Raw genomic sequence first — 18232 nt, 5'->3', positions numbered from 1 at the left:
ATCACCACATGAACACCTTTAAAGAACTATTCGTAAAATATAATTGGAACGTAATCGGGGAACGGATTTTAAGTGCAACTGCAGATAACGTCGAAAAAAGTCTTAGGAAAACGAAATGCGATCTTGATGATTTTATAAATTTCATTTCTCCCGCCGCAACAAACTACTTGGAAGAAATGGCACAAAAAAGTCACATGCTTACAAAGCAACGTTTTGGAAAAACGATCCAAATGTATGCCCCCATGTATTTAAGTAACGAATGTCAAAATATTTGTACTTACTGCGGTTTTAGTTTAGACAATAAAATTAAACGAAAAACATTAACGGATTGTGAAATAAAAGAAGAGGTTTTAGTGCTGAAAGAAGCAGGTTTTGATCATGTTTTGTTGGTTACAGGCGAAGCAAATTATACTGTAAATATCAATTATTTTCTAAATGCAATTGAATTGATTCAAAAGCAATTTGCTACAATTTCGGTAGAGGTACAACCGCTTAGCGAACAAGAATATGTCGCTTTGCATAATGCCGGTGTACATACGGTTTTAGTGTATCAAGAAACTTATAATGAAGAAGTTTATAAAAAATATCATCCAAAGGGTAAAAAATCAAACTTTGATTTTAGGCTAGAAACGCCGGATCGAATTGGTAAAGCCGGAATTCATAAAATTGGCTTAGGCGTTTTACTGGGGTTAGAATACTGGAGAACAGATAGTTTTTTTAATGCTTTACATTTGAACTATCTTCAAACAACCTATTGGCAAACTAAGTATTCCGTTTCTTTTCCAAGACTTCGACCTGCAGAAGGAATGATAGAACCAAACTTCGTAATGGACGACAAAGATTTAACGCAATTAATTTGTGCTTATCGGATCTGGAATCCTGATTTAGAGATTTCTATTTCGACTCGTGAAAATGAAAAATTTAGAGACAATATTATTCCTTTGGGAACTACAACAATGAGTGCTGGTTCAAAAACGAATCCGGGTGGTTATAGCGTTGACAAAAAATCTTTAGAACAATTTGAAACCAATGATGATCGCTCAGCCTTAGAAATCTCCACGATAATTCGCCAAAAAGGTTACGAACCCGTTTGGAAAGATTGGGATAAAAGTTTTAATCACCGCCTATAAATTTAAGAAATGCTTGCTATTCACGATTACTTACGTTATACGAAACCAATGCAGTTGCCGGAAATCGGCACCAATGGTCAAGAAAAAATAAGAAATTCAAAAGTCTTAGTTATTGGAGCTGGCGGTTTAGGTTGTCCTATATTGCAATATTTAACAGCCTCTGGCGTGGGAACAATAGGTGTTGTAGATTATGATCATGTTGAATTGTCTAACTTACATCGACAAATTCTCTACACCGAAAATGATCTTGAACTGCCAAAAGTTGCTACGGCTATTGATAAGTTGCAAAAGCTCAATCCGCATTTAAATTTCATTGCGTTCGAAGAAAAAATTACTTTGGAAAATTGCGAGAAAACTCTAAGCCCATTTGATATTATAGTCGATGGATGTGATAATTTTACCACGCGTTATTTAGTAAATGACACTTGTATGAAGTTAAAAAAACCGCTAGTTTATGGCAGTATCTTCAAGTTTGAAGGTCAAGTTAGTGTTTTCAATTATAAAGGCAGTAAAAATCTACGTGATTTATTTCCCGAAGCGCCAAACCCTGAAGATGTTCCTAATTGCAGTTTGAACGGTGTACTTGGAACATTACCAGGTATTATTGGAACTATGATGGCACATGAAACTTTGAAAATAATATCTGGATTACCTTGTTTAACAAATGAATTTATAGTTTTCAATACCCTCGAATGGCGTTTTTTAAAATTAAAATTCTAATAAAAAAAGGAATTGTTTCAATAACAATTCCTTTTTTATATAACTAACTCAAAACTTATTACTAATCATCATCGTCGTCATCGTTATCGTGATGTTTTTTGTGCTTTTTCTTATAACATTTATGTTTATAATTTCGCTCACAACATGAATCATATCGTTTGCATTTATATTTTTGTTTGTGCGAATAAAAGTCGTGATATGGATCTCTTCCGTGATAATCAATAACTACTTTGTAGCCTCGAGAAAGATCATAATTACTGTAATATCGAGGTAAATTTCTTGATCTTATCCAATTTCCTCCTTCAAAATAAATAAAAACTGAAGAACCAACATCGAAATAAGATTCGATTTCAGGATAATAGTAATAACCCGGTTCTTCATAAACTTCATAATGTTTTTCATAAACTTGAGGACGCGAGTTCACATTGATATTAACACTTACGCGTTGCGCAATTCCTTGAAGGGTAAATAAAAATATAAAAGTAGCAGTGATTATTACTTTTATTTTGAAGCGGTTTAAATTGGCTAGGTCCATATTGTTCTAATTTAATTGGGTTCTTAAATTAGCATTTTCAACAACTGTGCCACAAAAATAAAACTTTCAACTAAAAATTACAAGGTACTTAAAATCATAGTTTTAAAATTTCAAGAAAATCTGCTCGATCAATTTCAACACAACCTAAACTTTCTAAGTGCGGATTATAAACTTGGCAATCCAATAATTTATAATTCGCAATTTCTAATTGTTTTGCTAACGCGATAAAAGCGAATTTGCTAGCATTGGACACTTTGGAGAACATACTTTCGCCACAGAAAATAGTTCCTAAATCAATACCATAAAGTCCACCGACTAACTCGTCATTTTCCCATACTTCAACACTTTTAGCAACTCCCATTTCGTGTAATTTGCAATAGGCTTCCACCATATTATCAGTAATCCAAGTTCCGGGCTGGTCTTTTCTAGCTATTTTTTTACAATTTAAAACTACTTCTCTAAAAGCCGTATTGAACGTAACTTTAAACTTTTGCTGATTGATAATGTTTCGCATACTTTTCGAAATTTTTAAATCTTCAAAAAACAATACCATTCGCTCTGGCGGACTCCACCATAAAATAGGTTCATCATCTTCAAACCAAGGAAATATGCCCGAATTATATGCCAAAAGCAATCGCTCAGGAGACAAATCGCCACCAACCGCAACAATTCCTTCAGGAGAAGCAGTTTCAACAGCTGGAAAATATAAATCTTTAGATAAATAGTACATGTTCAAAAATCAATGGCAAGTTCAATGGCAATTTCAAAAATCAAAAAAGAAAATCCAAATCCCAATACATGCCTTTTGAGAACATTTGGAATTTGGATTTTAAATATTGGAATTTGATTTTTATACTTCGATTAGAAAGGTAAATCGTCGTGTTCTTCTTCTTTGAAATTTGTTGCAGGTTCAAAAGCTTGAGAAGCTGGCATTGGCGGCATTTGTGGTGCTGCTGGTGCTTCTGCTTGCATTTTTTCGATTCTCCAACCTTGAATTGAATTGAAATATTTAGTTTCTCCTTGTGGATTAACCCATTCTCTTCCTCTTAAATTGATTGAAACTTTTACTTGTTCTCCAACATTGTATTGGTTTAATAAATCGGTTTTATCTTGTGTGAACTCAATCATAATATGCTGCGGATATTGCTCTTCAGTGGTTACAACAAGTTCTCTTTTTTTAAACGAAGCACTTACTTGTTGCTCCGGATTAATCACTTTTACTTTTCCTAAAACTTCCATAATTCTACTAATTTATTTTATTGCTAATAATAATTTCCAAGCGTCTAAAGCTTTTCCATTATCGACATATTCTTTTGCTTTTTGAAATATTGTATCAGAATCATCTGAAGATAAAACTGCTTTTACTTCAAAATTTTCTTTGACAAAGATACTAATTTCTTCTTCGGTTGGGATATTTTCTATGTTTCCTAATTTACCCAAGTCATTTCCGTTGAAAAATGAACTTTCCTTGATGAAATCGGGAATCATATCTACACCAATTCCTAAAGTAGTTAGTGGTTTTTCAACCTCAAACATTCCTTCATTTGAACGGCTGTACCAATTTCCTCCCATTCGGGCAACCAAATCAATTTTACGTTGGTCAATCATTCCCGCTTCGTCTAAAACTGCTTCGTGAATGTGAATTTTCATCACTTCACAAATTACCAAATTTCCTGCTCCTCCTTGATCGCCTAAAGCAATTATTTCTTTAATCTTGCACTCAAATTGCACTGGACTTTCAGCAACGCGAAAAGGTTTTACTAAATCCGATTTTAACATCGTAAATCCAGCTTTTTCAAACTCATTTACGCCATCTGGATATTCTGTGCTTGATAACGACATTTGTTGTACGATGTCATAATTTACCACATTAATCACCACTTCTTTCGTGTCCTGAGCATTAATCAACGTATGTTTTGTAGTATTATCACGTACTCTTCGAGCGGGTGAAAATATCAAAATCGGCGGATTAGAACTGAATACATTAAAAAAACTAAACGGCGATAAATTCGGATTTCCGTTGCTGTCGATTGTACTTGCAAACGCAATAGGTCTTGGTGCTACAGCAGTTTGAAGATAGGCTTGTAATTTTGCAGGTGCAATTTCTTTCGGATCAATGGTTAACATACGGAATTATTTTTAACAAAGATAATAAGAAGAATTTCAAAAATCAATTGCAATTTCAATAATAAAATTTATATTTTTTATCTGAAATAAATTCGAAATTACTGAAAAATTAGAAAAATCTATACTTATGAAAATCCAAAATCTTTAGGCTCCAAAATCAATTGATTTTTAGTATTTTTACATCAAATCTTGATTTATGCAATTTTCCGAAAGGCGCAATATTACTCGTTGGTTTATCATTTTAGCTTCTTTTTTCATTGTAATTTTAATACTTTGGAATACTTATAATTTTTTCCAAATTTTTAAAACCGAAGAACGAGCAAAAATGGAAATTTGGGTGAATGCTCAAAAAACGTTGGCAAATGCCAATGAAAATACCGACATTGATTTACCGTTTCAAATTATTAGTAATACGGCTACGATCCCGATGATTGTAACCACTAGTAACGACCAAATCATCAGTCATAACAATATTGAAGAAAGCGCTACAAAAGACAGCATCACACTTAAGAAATACTTTTATTCAATTCGAAACGACAATCAACCGATTAGAATGGAATTGTCTGAAAATGCATATCAATTGGTTTATTATGCCAATTCACCTCTTTTGAATAAATTAAAATATTATCCAATTGCCTTGTTATTGATTATTATCTTGTTTGGAGCAGTTGTTTATAACTTTTATAAAGCTACAAAAATGTCTACTCAAAATAAACTTTGGGCAGGAATGGCAAAAGAAACGGCGCATCAAATTGGAACACCGTTATCTTCTTTGATAGGTTGGTTGGAAATTTTAAAAATGGAAAATGTTGAAGAAAGTACAATTGAAGAAATAGAAAAAGATATTACGCGTTTACAAACTATAACCGATCGTTTTTCAAAAATTGGAAGTGAACCAGTTTTAGAAGTAAGAGATATTATTGAAGATACCAAAACTACGGTTGACTACTTACAATCTCGTGTTTCTAAACAAGTGGTTTTTAATTTTTCGGCACCTCAACAACCAATTTTTGTAGCGATAAATCCGGCATTACACAGCTGGACAATTGAAAACTTAATCAAAAATGCAATAGATGCGATGAAAGGGAAAGGTCATCTTACCATCAACATTTCGGAATTAGAAGATATTGTAAAGATCAAAATTTCGGATACTGGAAAAGGAATTCCGAAAAATCAATTCAATAAAGTTTTTGAACCCGGATTTACCACCAAAAAACGTGGTTGGGGATTGGGATTATCCTTGACCAAAAGAATTGTGCAAGAATACCACAAAGGTAAAATTAAAGTAGTTCAATCGGAAATTGGAAAAGGAACAACAATGCAAATTAGCTTTAAAACAACTTAACTAGTTCATTGGTATTCCAAACCACGTTATTTTTCTGAACATCTTTTTACGGTCTTTTTTACTTTTAGAAACATATTCTTTTACAAAAGCAGCTTGTTCTTGTGCTTGCTTTTCTGCATCGCTAATTGCTGCTTTTAAAGCATTGAAGTTAGAAGCGTTTTCCTTTCCAACTGTTCCTAAGCTAAATATTTCTTTCTTAGTTTTTTCGAGTTGTTCTCTAGGTGTTTTTATCATTTCTAACAAAATTCCATCAGAATATGTTGGTGTAAATTCTTTATTCCTATAAATTATAAAATCGTTTAAAAGTGTGATCGCGATGTTATATTCTTCAATGATTTCATTTAATTTTTCAATGTTTGTATTTTGTTGCGTTACCGAAAATACATTCTTTTTGAAATTATATTCTTCTAGAATTAAATTGTTTAGTAATCCATTTCTTTCAATACGTTCCGAAGCTTCAAATGCTTGATCAATCAAAGACAACTTCAAATATTTATCAATTTCTGTCTGATAATTGAAATTCATTTTAGGCTTTCCTTCAAAGGTTTTTCCATTGTAAAACTCTTGATTTGAAATGGGTTCTTTGGAAAATTGCCATAAATAGTCAAATGGCATATGCGTTTTAAGACTTGCGATAGGAAGTTGTTTGTAATATTTAGAACCTAAATTTCTGGTAAACTTTCCATTATTTACAAAGCCCGAATCCCAAGTTGGATCAAAAATATACCAATTGTTATCTTTAAATTTAATCGCACACCAAGCATGAGAAAGCTTTGCAATTTGATTGTTCTGTTTGGTGTAACCCGCAATAATTTCGCACGGATAATTTAATTCATCCACAATCGCTTTTAGCAACTTCGCATAATGAATACAAACTCCTTTTTTTGACGTTAAGGCTTTGGTAACAAAATCTTCATCGCTACTCAATAATTCGGTCGAGAAATTATGCGCAACATCATAAGAAATGGTTGTGGCCACATAAAAATGAGCAGCTTTGATTTGCAGTTCTTCGCCTTTGAAGTTAGCTTGAATGTATTTTGCAATTTCTTGTGCGGAATTCGTTTGATTAACTGGAATTGACCTCATCAACTTTTCAACAGGCAAATAAGTGTTCTTTACTTGTGAGAAAGCTAAAGTTTGTACGAATAAAAAGTAAATAAAATATTTCATAAACTAATTTTAAACAAAAAAACACCCGAAGGTGTTTTACTTATAAGTTAGCTGCAATTTGTTTTGCTACCTGTTGAAATTCTTCTGGAGATAAACTAACTTTTCTTGCAAAGCGCATATCGTCCATATCTTGTAATGGAATTAAATGCACGTGAACGTGTGGCACTTCTAAACCTACAACTGCCATTCCAACACGCTTACAATCAATCGTTTTTTCAATTGCAATGGCAACTTTTCTAGAAAAAGCCATTAATTCCAAATATAAATCTTCTTCCATTTCAAAGATTTTATTAATCTCTTGTTTTGGAATACACAAAGTATGCCCTTTTGCATTTGGATTCACATCTAAAAAAGCCAAAAATTTATCGTCTTCGGCTATTTTAAAAGATGGGATTTCCCCGTTTATTATTTTGGTAAAAATACTTGACATAATTAGTCTCTTGTGATTTCTAATACTTCAAATTTCAAGGTTCCATTTGGCACCGTAATTTCGGCCACTTCACCTACAGATTTTCCTAGTAACCCTTTTCCAATTGGAGAAGTTACTGAAATTTTTCCTGTTTTTAAATCAGCTTCGCTTTCTGCTACTAATGTGTAGGTCATTTCCATACCATTAGCTTGGTTTTTAATCTTCACATTAGACAAAACCAAAGCTTTAGATAAATCTAACTGTGATTCATCAATTAAGCGCGCATTTGACACTACTTCTTCCATTTTAGAAATTCTCATTTCTAACAATCCTTGTGCTTCTTTTGCGGCATCGTATTCTGCGTTTTCAGATAAATCTCCTTTATCGCGCGCTTCTGCAATGTCCTGCGAGGCTTTTGGTCTTTCTATACTTTTAAGTTGGTCTAATTCGTCTCTTAATTTTTTTAACCCTTCTGCTGTGTAATAAGATACTGTACTCATAACTTCATCGTTTATATAAATAGAAAAAATCCCAACTGCATGGGATTCCTACTCACAAAGATAGTGATTTATTTTTTAATATTTATTTATGACATTGTATAATGCTTCTCAAAAGTAATTAATTAAATTTGTTTTTCAATTACTATTTAAAATTCTATGAAAAAACACTTAATCTTGTTCGTAATTCCGTTGTTTTTCGGGTGTGATAAAGAAAACTTCAGCAATAATAATCCGTATTTACCCAGTTATAGTTTTAGTCTAAACATCAATTTATCTTTACCTCAATATAGCAACTTACAATTTCCAAGTAACGCTGTTTATATCAACAATGGTAGTGCTGGTATTAGGGGCATTTTTGTTTTCAACACCGGAAGCGGTTATGTAGCTTTTGATGCCGCTTGTCCAAATCAGGCATTAAGTAGTTGCTCTACTATGACTTTAAGCGGAATTAATGTTGTTTGCCCGTGTGACGACGCTATTTATAGTCTATTTACCGGACAAGCTCCAGGAAAAGAATATCGAATGAAACAATATCGAGTAGAACAACTCAATGCATCTTCTCTGAAAGTATATAACTAAAATAAAAATCCTGATGTTGTTCATCAGGATTTTTATTTGTATTTAAAATTTAAGCGTTACGCCTAATAGGAAATTAATTCCGGCTTGCGGATAATAACCAGCTCCTCCATAGGTAATAATATTTCCTGAAGAATCATCATCATACGTGTAGAAATAACCATTTGATTCATATTCTAAATCAAACACATTGTTAACTAATCCGGAGAAAACTATTGATTTAATCCCTTTGTTGATTTTCCAATCGTAGGAAACATTTAAGTCGTTTACAAAATAGGCATCTAACTTAGAAGATTCCACATCGATATTTCCCATAAATTGTTCGCCTACATATTTCGATAATATTGAAAATTCGAAGTTTTTAATTGGTAAAAAAGTCAAACGATTTCCTGCAATTATACTTGGTGAAAAAGCAATATTTGTATTTCCTAAATCCTGAAGAATACCGTTTCCTTCGAAATAAAAATCTCGGTTTTTGTTTTGACTCAACGTAACATTCGGATTTAAAATAATTTTATCGGTAATCGCAATAACGGATTCTACTTCCAGTCCTAAACGATAACTTTTTCCGCTGTTGGTAAAAATTGGAGAGCCTACATCATTCAAAGCTCCGGTTAAAACCAATTGATCTTCATAATTCATATAAAAAACATTGGCTGAAATTTTTGCTTTTTTACCATTGTATTTCCAACCTAATTCATAGTCATACAAACGTTCTGGTTTGATGGCACCACTTTCATAATCATCTCTTCTTGGTTCTTTATTTGCAATTCCGAAATAACTATAAAAGGAGTTTCTATCATCTAATTCGTAATTTAAACCTGCTTTTGGATTGAAAAACTTGAACGTATCATTTACATCGGCAAACTTCACACTTGTCGCTTCATAAAATACCATTCGATATTGCAAATCAACGTATAAATTCAATTTAGAGGTTAAATTTTGCGAAAGCTTTACGTAAGCATTAATATCGTCCTTATTTCCAAAATTATCATAATAACGATTTGGATTGGGTACATAATATTGCGTCCAAATTACTTCACCAAAATGATTTCCTAAATACCGATTTACCGCTCCTCCAAATAAAACATTAGTCGCCTGAGTTTTATAATTCAGAGAAAATGTAGTACCAAAAAAATCATTGTCTAACCAGCGTTTTCTAACTAAATCAGTTCTAATGTTTCCTCCGAAATTAGGCAAATTATAACTTGAAAATTTTTGATCTTCTTTGTATTGTTCGAAATACCCTTTTCCGGTCGTATAATGCAACGCGATGTTTGAAACCCAGTTTTCAGACCAATTTTCAGACCAATGCAGTTGGAAATGATTTTGCCAATAATTATCATTTTCATTACTGTAGAATTGAATATTACCGAATTCATCCGTGTACATTCCCGCTGAATTGAAGGTTCGATCGTTTTTCAACTTATCTGGATCTTCCAATCCGTTCCAAGCTTGATAGGTTTTTTCCTTCCCACCAAAAGCAATCGCTTTAATTAAAGTCTTTTCGGTAACATAATTCGCATTGAAAAAATAACCGAACATATTCGTTGAAGCACGATCAATATAACCATCAGAAGCAATATTGGAAATCCTTCCATTTAGCTCGAAGTTATTGTGCAAACCCGTTCCAAAAGACAAAGTGTGCTTTCTGGTATTGAAACTTCCAATGGAATTAGCAACCTCAGCAAACGACTTCTCTTGATACGATTTGGTTTGCATGTTCAAACTCGCACCAAAGGCTCCTGCACCATTGGTCGAAGCTCCAACGCCTCTTTGCAACTGAACACTTTCTAAGGACGAAGCAAAATCAGGTAAATTCACGAAGAATGTTCCTTGACTTTCACTGTCGTTGAAGGGAATTCCGTTAAGCGTTACGTTAATTCGCGAACCGTCTGAACCTCGAACTCTCATATAGGTATAACCTACGCCATTACCCGCATCAGTTGTCGTTACTACTGATGGTGCGTAATTTAATAAAACAGGAATGTCTTGCCCAAGATTACGCGGTGCAATTTCTTCCTTTGAAACATTGGTAAAAGTAATTGGGTTTTTGTCTTTTGCTCGAATAGCAGAAACGGTGACTTCTTTAAGTTGCTGTACTTTTAGAGAATCCGATGGTGTTTCTTGTGCAGAAGCAGATAGACCGAAAAGAAAAATCGATAGACTAAAAAATGTCCTACTCTTTGTGGCTTTGTAGCCTTGAATTGTGAATAAAGTTTTCATTCGTAAAATAAATACGAATAAAAGGGGCAATTACTCTTGGTTAAAAATTAAAATTGATTCTATAGACTAACACCAACGTGCACATTGGTATTTTGTCTGTTTTCCTTGGCAGCATTACCCGCCCAGGTTCTATGGGTATGATCTCAGCTCGTTATTTAGAGCACCCCTTTGAGACAGGGCAAAGTAAATCAATTGCAACGACAATTGCAATATCAAAATTCAAAAAAATTGATATTAAAAATTAGGCTTTTTTCGGTTTTGTTTTAAAACGCTCATTACTTTTTTAGCATTCAGCCGTTTCTCTTTAGCTCTTCTTGAAACTTTGATTTCTTTTCGCTCTTTTGGAACTACTAAGCCATTTTCAATCACTTTTAAAAACTTTTTTATTGCAATTTCTTTATTTTTGAATTGACTTCGATCTTCTTCGCTAGTGATTATTAAAACAACTTCTTGCGTAAGTTTATTCGCGATTTTAATTTGCAATCGTTCTTTTTCTTCTTGGGTCAAGCCCGAAGAATTAGCCAAATCAAAAGACAAGACGACTTTTGACGACACTTTATTTACATTTTGTCCGCCTGCACCGCTGCTTCTGACTGCTTTGAATTTCAATTCTGAAAGTAATATTGCTTTATCCATTATTTTCAGGTTGATGGGCCGGTTTTAATAAATCATTAATCGTTTTTACTGGATTGAATGTTACTAACGGAACTTCTACAAAAACGGTAATCCAATTAGCCATTGCACCATTCCATAATCCTGGTAATTCATAAGCTTTATAATAATGGCCTTCTGTGTTTTTGGAAACAATAAAACCGGTATTTTGATCCACAAATTTCATTAAATCAAACTTTTCAACTTTGTAATTTTTCAAACCGCAAACTAAATCAACTGGATTAAAATGCGTGGCATTATTCACAATTTGTGCTTGTTGTTCATTGGCTAAATCAATTTGAGAAGTTTCAACAATTTCAAGTGAAACTTTTCCTTGTTCATTTCTTACCCAAAAAGGTCCACCACCGGGTTCGCCTTCATTTCTAACCATTCCGCAAACGCGAATTGGACGGTTTAATTCTTCAAACAAGTATTCAATTTGGGATGCTTTTTCATACCTTTCAAAATCATTAGGCAAAACCAAATGCAATTCCATTTGTGCAAATTCTTTTATTACTTTTATTTTTTCATCGGTAACATCTTCTCGTTGTAAATCATTCAAATATCCAAAAATCAGTTGTTGTAAATGAAATAAAATTCCACCAATCAACTTTTTATATTTTACAATGTCAGCAATATGATTTTGCGACACATTATCAATATTTTTAATAAAGACAGTATCCGAAGAAAGTGCATTTAAATTGGCTATTAAAGCACCGTGACCTCCAGGTCTAAAAACCAAATTTCCATCACTATCTCTAAAAGGTTTGTTCTGAGTAGTAACTGCTAAAGTGTCTGTTTTTTCTTGTTGGAAAGAATAAGATACCTCAACGTTATCGTATTTGTTCGTTATTTCTTCAAATGCACTTTGATGTTCCGGAGAAACAGTAAAATGTATTCTCGTTTTTTGATTTGGAATTTCGTAAAATACCGCTTCTTTTATATGTTCTTCAATTGGCGAAAGTACTTTATCTTCTTTTTGATGAAACGGCAAAACTCCTTTCGGTTTATTTGCAAAGTCAAAATGCTCTTTTGAAAGCAATGTTTTGATTAAAAAATAACTTCTTATTTCTTTTTCTTTGGTATAATAATCCGGATAAATATCAATCGCTTTTTGTTTCAACTCTTGATAAAATGGAAAACTCTTCAATCCAACTAGAAAAATGGATAAGTTAGGACACTTTTTATGGTTGATATACGAATTTATAGTATCATTTTCAACATCAAATTCATTAATAAATTCCAATAAAAATTGAAACATTCGGGTTGCAGCACCTGAAGCGGGTACAAACTTTTCAATGGTATGTTTTTCTATATTATCGTCGAAAAAAGCGATATACTTTTGAACTTCTTCTTCACTATAAACGTTAATTCCATCTTTTTTTAGTGCAGATCGAACCAAATTTATTTTAGCAAATCCTTCTTTAAAGAAAGTAAGCTGTTTTTGAATAATTTCCATCGAAATTCCCTTGTTGTAAATAGTTACAAAGTCACTCGAAGAAAATCCTAAATTTTTAGCAAGCATTAGCTCATCAACAATTTGAACTGCTTTTATGAAACGTTCTTCTTTATTCCCTTGAATTTTTACATACGGATTTCCGTTTTTTATAATGGCATTTTCAAAGGTCTTAAATGTCTTTTCTCTATCTTCTGGACTATCGCGTAAATCATCAGCTTCCCACGGCACATCGATATAAGTAAGAAAAATCAAATCGTATTCGTGTTCTTTAGCTGCTTGTTCTAAAATAGGCTCACATCTTTCGTAAAAAATGTCTGAAAATACTTTAGTCACTAATAAATTAGTATCGCAAAACAACAATTTATTAGCTTTTGAAACGGCCTCATTCTCTATTTTAGTCTGACCAATAGCGATTGCTATCAAATCCTCTTCGGTACAAACTTCCTGATTTTTATTCCATTTTTCTTGTAAAAAATCGCGTGCAAATTCAGGAATCCATCCATCATTATAATGTGCGGCTAATTGTGTAGAAAGCGTAGTTTTACCTGTGCTTTCTGGTCCGTACATTGCAATTTTTATAATATTTGATCTTATTTGTTTAAATTCTTCTTCCATTCGATATAACCATAAACTGCAATTATTGTAAAAATTGCATATTGCATACTTGTAAACGTGTATCCTCTGTAAAAATACAAAGGTATTGAAACTAAGTCTCCTATTATCCAAAGGATCCAGTTTTCTAACTTTCTTTTTGCCATTAACCACATTCCTACAAAGAAAATCCCTGTTGTAAAAGTGTCTACATAAGCCGTCCAATGTGTGAATTTGTCAAAATAATTGTAGACGAATAAGACAAAAACAACTGTAAGAATGAACAATAAAACCCCATAATAAATTTCTTTTGAGGTTACACTTGTAATTGGCAATTCTGGCTTATCATCTGATTTTCGCGACCATAAATACCAACCATAAATACTCATTGTGGTATAATAGATGTTAATCATCATATCGCCCATTAATCCCCATTTATTCAACAAATAGACAAAAATAATCGTACTGATAATTCCCGTGGGATAAACGAGGATGTTATTTTTTTTGGCAAAAAGCACACTGGCTAATCCAAACAAAACACCAATAATTTCTAATACAACATCAATTGTTTCGTATTCCTTGTACTGTGAAAATAAAAATTCGAACATATTTTCTTATTGTTTAAAAAAATTAGAGTCGTTTTCAAAAGCAGTTCCGATCACAACCAAATCCGCTCCTGAATCATAAACTTGCTGAATGGTTTGCATCGAACGAATTCCTCCGCCTACAATAACAGGAATTTTACAGTTTTCTGTGATATATTTTATCATTTCTAACGAAACGTTTTGATTAGCACCACTTCCTGCTTCCAAATAAATTAACTTCATTCCTAACAATTCTCCAGCTTTAGCAGTTCTATAAGCTAATTCGATATCACTGTGAGCAATCGGTTTTGTTTGACTAACGCTTTGCACCGCTGTTTCCTTTCCACCATCTATTAATAAATAAGCCGTTGGAATTACTTCTAAGTTGGTTTGTTCTAAAATTCGTACCGAATTGATTTGGTGTTCAATCAAATAATCCGGATTTCTTCCAGAAAGCAAACTTAAAAACAAAATCCCATCCGCTTCCTCCGAAATTTGGAAAGGATGTCCTGGAAAAATTAATGTTGGCAAATTAGTTTTTTGCTTTAAAACAGTAATTAATTTGCCTAAATGCGAACCACTAAAAGTACTTCCGCCTACAAATATATGCGTTGCGGGCGAATTTTTAATTTTTTTAGCCAAAATAATAGCGTCTTCAACCGTTACCTTTTCTGGGTCGATTAAAATCGCTAATAACTTTTCGTTTTTTGCTTTTGCCTGAAGTATGTTTTCGTATATCGTCATTAATTTGGAATTGCACAAACAAAGATATATCCTTCTACGGTATAAAATTGAATGGAGAACGTTTCTAATTGGTTATTAAATCGCAATTCCGCAGTACAACTTCCGTCTTTTAAATCAAATTTACGTTCCGAAATATGTTCGGGAAAGCTAATGCCTTTTTCGTTCTTAATTTTAAAAATGGATTCTTTTACACCCCAAATCACCGTTGCTTTTTGAATTTGTTCTTCAACAGAAAGATTTTCAAGATGAAATACATCCATAAACCGTGGTGCTATTTTAAGGGTTTTTTCTTTTAGTCTTTCCAAATCAATTCCCATTACAACATCACTGATACAAATACATGAAAATTCGTGAGAATGCGAAATAGAAATGTGTTTTCCGTCGCTTAAATGAGGTTTTCCAAATTCATCATAAGTTAAATCAAAATCGGTATAACCTAAATGTTGCAACAACATTCTCACAGCTAAAAAACCACATTGATGGGCTTCCGATTTCATCGATTCTAATCGAAAAAGCGAAGTATCTTTTAACGAAACAGCTCTAAATAACGAAGTTACATCTTCGTTTATCTCCCAAAAATGTGCGTTTGTAGTTTCGTTAATTTGTATAGATTGATAGAAAGGCATTTATATTTTATTGTATTTCAAACCATTAGAATACTAAACAATTCATAAATAAGTCAAATTCCTTGATAAAGTAAAAACTAATTTTGTAAATTTGCACCCTAATTAAGAAAATACAAATATACATAATAGAATGAGTACACAAACATTACCATTTGTAGCTTTTAAAGTGAAAGATATTTCACTAGCAGCTTGGGGAAGAAAAGAAATCGAATTGGCGGAAGCTGAAATGCCAGGTTTAATGGCTTTGAGAGCGGAATTTGGTGCTAGCCAACCGTTAAAAGGAGCTAGAATTGCTGGTTGTTTACATATGACAATTCAAACTGCTGTATTAATTGAAACTTTAATTGCTTTAGGTGCAGAAGTTACTTGGTCATCTTGTAATATTTTCTCAACTCAAGATCAAGCTGCTGCTGCTATAGCTGCTGCTGGAATTCAAGTTTATGCTTGGAAAGGTTTGAACGAAGAAGATTTTGACTGGTGTATTGAGCAAACTTTATTCTTTGGCGAAAACAGAAAACCATTAAATATGATTTTAGATGATGGTGGTGATTTAACCAATATGGTATTTGACCGTTACCCAGAATTAATTCCTGGAATCAATGGTTTATCAGAAGAAACTACAACTGGAGTTCACCGTTTATACGAAAGAATGAAAGCTGGAACTTTACATATGCCTGCGATCAACGTTAATGATTCAGTTACTAAATCTAAATTTGACAACAAATACGGATGTAAAGAATCTGCAGTAGATGCAGTTCGTAGAGCAACTGACATTATGTTAGCTGGAAAAAGAGTAATTGTTTGTGGATATGGTGACGTTGGAAAAGGAACTGCGGCTTCTTTCCGTGGTGCTGGTTCTATTGTAACTGTTACAGAGATTGATCCAATTTGTGCTTTACAAGCTGCAATGGACGGTTTCGAAGTAAAAAAATTAAACACAGTTATCAAAACGGCTGATATCATCATTACTACAACTGGAAATAAAGATATCGTTCTTGGTTCTCACTTTGAACAAATGAAAGATAAAACGATTGTTTGCAACATCGGACACTTTGATAATGAAATTGATATGGCTTGGTTGAATAAAAACCACGGTGCATCAAAAGTTGAAATCAAACCACAAGTTGACAAATATACAATCAACGGAACAGATATCATCCTTTTAGCGGAAGGTCGCTTAGTAAACTTAGGTTGTGCTACAGGTCACCCAAGTTTTGTAATGAGTAATTCATTTACTAATCAAACGTTAGCTCAAATTGAATTATGGACAAACATTTCGGCTTACAAAAACGAAGTGTATATGTTACCAAAACATTTAGATGAAAAAGTAGCGGCTTTACACTTAGCTAAATTAGGTGTTGAATTAGAAACTTTACGTGACGATCAAGCGGCTTATATTGGTGTTCCAGTTGAAGGTCCATTCAAACCAGAATACTACAGATACTAATCTGAAATTCAGAAATTAGCATTCAGAACTTTGAATATAGAAACCCTTGCAATTTTGTGAGGGTTTTCTTTTTTTGGGATTACCACAAGGGTCGGGCTTTTCGCTCTATCTTTTTATTTTTTAAAAGAAAAAATAAAAAGGATGCTGCTTCACTCCCTAATGGGCACTGGTTCCTCAGTTCAAAACCTACTAATTATCAACAATTTACACCAACAAGTAACATTTGGCTTTAAATTTGTACTAATCATCATCAATCAAAATCAATCATTATGTTAAAACGTTTTTTCATCTTATGTTCGGGAGCCGATTCCGACCTAATGAATGGTTGTTCTAATGGCGAGCAAAATAAATATGCCGGCATTGGAGCTACCGTTTTCTTCACCGCTTTAATGGCATTTATAGCTTCAAGTTATGCCCTTTTTACCGTATTTGACAATGCTTACATTGCGATGGGATTTGGACTTGTTTGGGGTTTATTAATTTTTAATTTAGACCGTTTTATTGTTTCTACTATTAAGAAAAGAGATTCTTTTTGGAGTGAATTGAAACAAGCGACACCGCGAATTGCTTTGGCGATCATTATTGCCATCGTAATTTCAAAACCTCTAGAAATTAAAATCTTCGAAAAAGAAATCAATACGGTTTTATTGAAAGAGAAAAACCAAATGATGTTGACTAACAAAAAAGAAATTGCTACTTATTTTCAATCGGATTTAGATAAAAATAAAACGCAAATTGACAGTTTAAAATCAGATGTTTTAAAAAAAGAAAAAGAGGTTAACGAATTATATGCTGTTTTTATCACCGAAGCGGAAGGAACAGCTGGATCAAAACTATTAGGCAAAGGTCCAGTTTATAAAGAAAAACGTCAAAAACACGATGCCAGTTTGGAAGAATTAGCACTTTTAAAAACCACAAATCAAACAAAAATAACTGATTTAGAAACTAAAGCAAAAACTCTTCAAGCTGATTTAGATAAAAAAGTAATAGAAACCCAACCAATTATTGAAGGGTTTGATGGATTAATGGCTAGAATAAACGCTTTAAATCAATTGCCTTGGTTGCCTTCTTTCTTTATTATGTTGTTGTTTTTAGCTATTGAAACTTCGCCGATTATTGCAAAACTATTAGCTCCAAAAAGCGAATACGATTTCAAACAGGAAGACAATGAAATGGGCGTCAAAAATATGTTGGCTCAAAACAAGTATCAAAGCGAATTGCAACGAAAAACGGATGCGGAAATTTACGATAAAGTGTATGCAGACATAAAAGATGATAAGGAATTATACGATTACAAAAAGAAAAGTGCTTTGGAATTATTAAAACTTCAAGCGGATGGATTTGTTGAAAAACAGAAGCGTTCGATGTAATTTTTAACCAAAAAATTAACAA

The 18232-nt window shown here is 32.9% G+C and carries 19 protein-coding genes; 6 read left to right on the top strand and 13 right to left on the bottom strand.

The window, feature by feature from the left end; translation table 11 throughout:
• Positions 1 to 8 precede the first annotated feature (8 nt).
• Both thiH and T1L09_RS13460 read left to right on the top strand, forming a co-directional pair.
• Positions 9 to 1130: a 2-iminoacetate synthase ThiH gene (thiH, locus tag T1L09_RS13465; RefSeq protein WP_322551488.1), complete on the top strand. Its 1122-nt coding sequence runs from the start codon at positions 9 to 11 to the stop codon at positions 1128 to 1130.
• A 9-nt stretch (positions 1131 to 1139) separates the two neighbouring features.
• Positions 1140 to 1850, top strand: a complete 711-nt coding sequence (locus T1L09_RS13460; RefSeq protein WP_322551487.1) for a HesA/MoeB/ThiF family protein — start codon at positions 1140 to 1142, stop codon at positions 1848 to 1850.
• Between the two features lie 61 nt (positions 1851 to 1911).
• Here T1L09_RS13460 and T1L09_RS13455 read toward each other — a convergent pair whose 3' ends face one another.
• The 4 genes from T1L09_RS13455 to T1L09_RS13440 all read right to left on the bottom strand — a co-directional run bounded on the left by T1L09_RS13455 (position 1912) and on the right by T1L09_RS13440 (position 4512).
• A complete protein-coding gene (locus T1L09_RS13455) occupies positions 1912 to 2385 on the bottom strand; it encodes a hypothetical protein (RefSeq protein ID WP_322551486.1) in 474 nt (157 codons plus the stop codon).
• Positions 2386 to 2479: 94 nt separating this feature from the next.
• Entirely contained in the window at positions 2480 to 3115 is a 636-nt protein-coding gene (gene aat / locus T1L09_RS13450) for a leucyl/phenylalanyl-tRNA--protein transferase (RefSeq protein ID WP_322551485.1), read from the bottom strand.
• Between the two features lie 131 nt (positions 3116 to 3246).
• Positions 3247 to 3624 carry a DUF3127 domain-containing protein gene (locus tag T1L09_RS13445; RefSeq protein WP_322551484.1) on the bottom strand — a complete coding sequence of 126 codons (378 nt, stop codon included), beginning with the start codon at positions 3622 to 3624 and terminating at the stop codon, positions 3247 to 3249.
• A gap of 12 nt (positions 3625 to 3636) precedes the next feature.
• Positions 3637 to 4512, bottom strand: coding sequence for a flavin reductase family protein (locus tag T1L09_RS13440; RefSeq protein ID WP_322551483.1), 876 nt, complete (start codon positions 4510 to 4512; stop codon positions 3637 to 3639).
• Between the two features lie 196 nt (positions 4513 to 4708).
• On the opposite strand from T1L09_RS13440, the gene T1L09_RS13435 reads away from it, so the two are divergent.
• The gene (locus T1L09_RS13435) at positions 4709 to 5857 is read left to right on the top strand and encodes an ATP-binding protein (protein WP_322551482.1); all 1149 of its coding nucleotides are present in this window, start codon (positions 4709 to 4711) and stop codon (positions 5855 to 5857) included.
• Here T1L09_RS13435 and T1L09_RS13430 read toward each other — a convergent pair whose 3' ends face one another.
• From T1L09_RS13430 to greA, 3 genes are read right to left on the bottom strand one after another with little or no spacing between them, the layout of a single operon-like run.
• Entirely contained in the window at positions 5858 to 7027 is a 1170-nt protein-coding gene (locus T1L09_RS13430; RefSeq protein ID WP_322551481.1) for a transglutaminase domain-containing protein, read from the bottom strand.
• Positions 7028 to 7067: 40 nt separating this feature from the next.
• Positions 7068 to 7457, bottom strand: coding sequence for an HIT family protein (locus tag T1L09_RS13425; protein ID WP_322551480.1), 390 nt, complete (start codon positions 7455 to 7457; stop codon positions 7068 to 7070).
• A 2-nt stretch (positions 7458 to 7459) separates the two neighbouring features.
• A complete protein-coding gene (gene greA, locus T1L09_RS13420; RefSeq protein ID WP_322551479.1) occupies positions 7460 to 7936 on the bottom strand; it encodes a transcription elongation factor GreA in 477 nt (158 codons plus the stop codon).
• 156 nt (positions 7937 to 8092) lie between these two features.
• Here greA and T1L09_RS13415 point away from each other — a divergent pair, with 156 nt between their 5' ends.
• Positions 8093 to 8515 carry a Rieske (2Fe-2S) protein gene (locus tag T1L09_RS13415; protein WP_322551478.1) on the top strand — a complete coding sequence of 141 codons (423 nt, stop codon included), beginning with the start codon at positions 8093 to 8095 and terminating at the stop codon, positions 8513 to 8515.
• 42 nt (positions 8516 to 8557) lie between these two features.
• Here T1L09_RS13415 and T1L09_RS13410 read toward each other — a convergent pair whose 3' ends face one another.
• The 6 genes from T1L09_RS13410 to T1L09_RS13385 form a co-directional block, all read right to left on the bottom strand.
• Complete coding sequence (locus tag T1L09_RS13410; protein WP_322551477.1) at positions 8558 to 10738, bottom strand: TonB-dependent receptor; 2181 nt, start codon at positions 10736 to 10738, stop codon at positions 8558 to 8560.
• Between the two features lie 234 nt (positions 10739 to 10972).
• A complete protein-coding gene (gene arfB, locus T1L09_RS13405; RefSeq protein WP_322551476.1) occupies positions 10973 to 11374 on the bottom strand; it encodes an alternative ribosome rescue aminoacyl-tRNA hydrolase ArfB in 402 nt (133 codons plus the stop codon).
• Positions 11367 to 13463, bottom strand: coding sequence for a DUF4301 family protein (locus T1L09_RS13400; RefSeq protein WP_322551475.1), 2097 nt, complete (start codon positions 13461 to 13463; stop codon positions 11367 to 11369). Before T1L09_RS13400 ends, arfB begins: the two co-directional genes overlap by 8 nt.
• On the bottom strand, positions 13439 to 14047 hold the full coding sequence (gene pnuC / locus T1L09_RS13395; RefSeq protein WP_322551474.1) for a nicotinamide riboside transporter PnuC: 609 nt from the start codon (positions 14045 to 14047) through the stop codon (positions 13439 to 13441). Before pnuC ends, T1L09_RS13400 begins: the two co-directional genes overlap by 25 nt.
• 6 nt (positions 14048 to 14053) lie before the next feature.
• The gene (locus T1L09_RS13390; protein ID WP_322551473.1) at positions 14054 to 14767 is read right to left on the bottom strand and encodes a phosphoglycerol geranylgeranyltransferase; all 714 of its coding nucleotides are present in this window, start codon (positions 14765 to 14767) and stop codon (positions 14054 to 14056) included.
• Positions 14767 to 15393 (bottom strand): 4'-phosphopantetheinyl transferase family protein, encoded by a 627-nt coding sequence (locus tag T1L09_RS13385; RefSeq protein ID WP_322551472.1) that lies wholly within the window; start codon positions 15391 to 15393, stop codon positions 14767 to 14769. Before T1L09_RS13385 ends, T1L09_RS13390 begins: the two co-directional genes overlap by 1 nt.
• A 130-nt stretch (positions 15394 to 15523) precedes the next feature.
• Here T1L09_RS13385 and ahcY point away from each other — a divergent pair, with 130 nt between their 5' ends.
• Together ahcY and T1L09_RS13375 are read left to right on the top strand one after the other, a co-directional pair.
• Complete coding sequence (gene ahcY, locus T1L09_RS13380; protein ID WP_322551471.1) at positions 15524 to 16840, top strand: adenosylhomocysteinase; 1317 nt, start codon at positions 15524 to 15526, stop codon at positions 16838 to 16840.
• Between the two features lie 269 nt (positions 16841 to 17109).
• Positions 17110 to 18210: a DUF4407 domain-containing protein gene (locus T1L09_RS13375; protein WP_322551470.1), complete on the top strand. Its 1101-nt coding sequence runs from the start codon at positions 17110 to 17112 to the stop codon at positions 18208 to 18210.
• The last annotated feature ends 22 nt before the right edge of the window (positions 18211 to 18232 follow it).

It is taken from the genome of Flavobacterium psychraquaticum, assembly GCF_034497725.1.
Lineage (GTDB): Bacteria > Bacteroidota > Bacteroidia > Flavobacteriales > Flavobacteriaceae > Flavobacterium > Flavobacterium psychraquaticum.
Note: the sequence above shows the minus strand (reverse complement) of the source record. Positions and strands in the feature narration are given on the sequence as shown.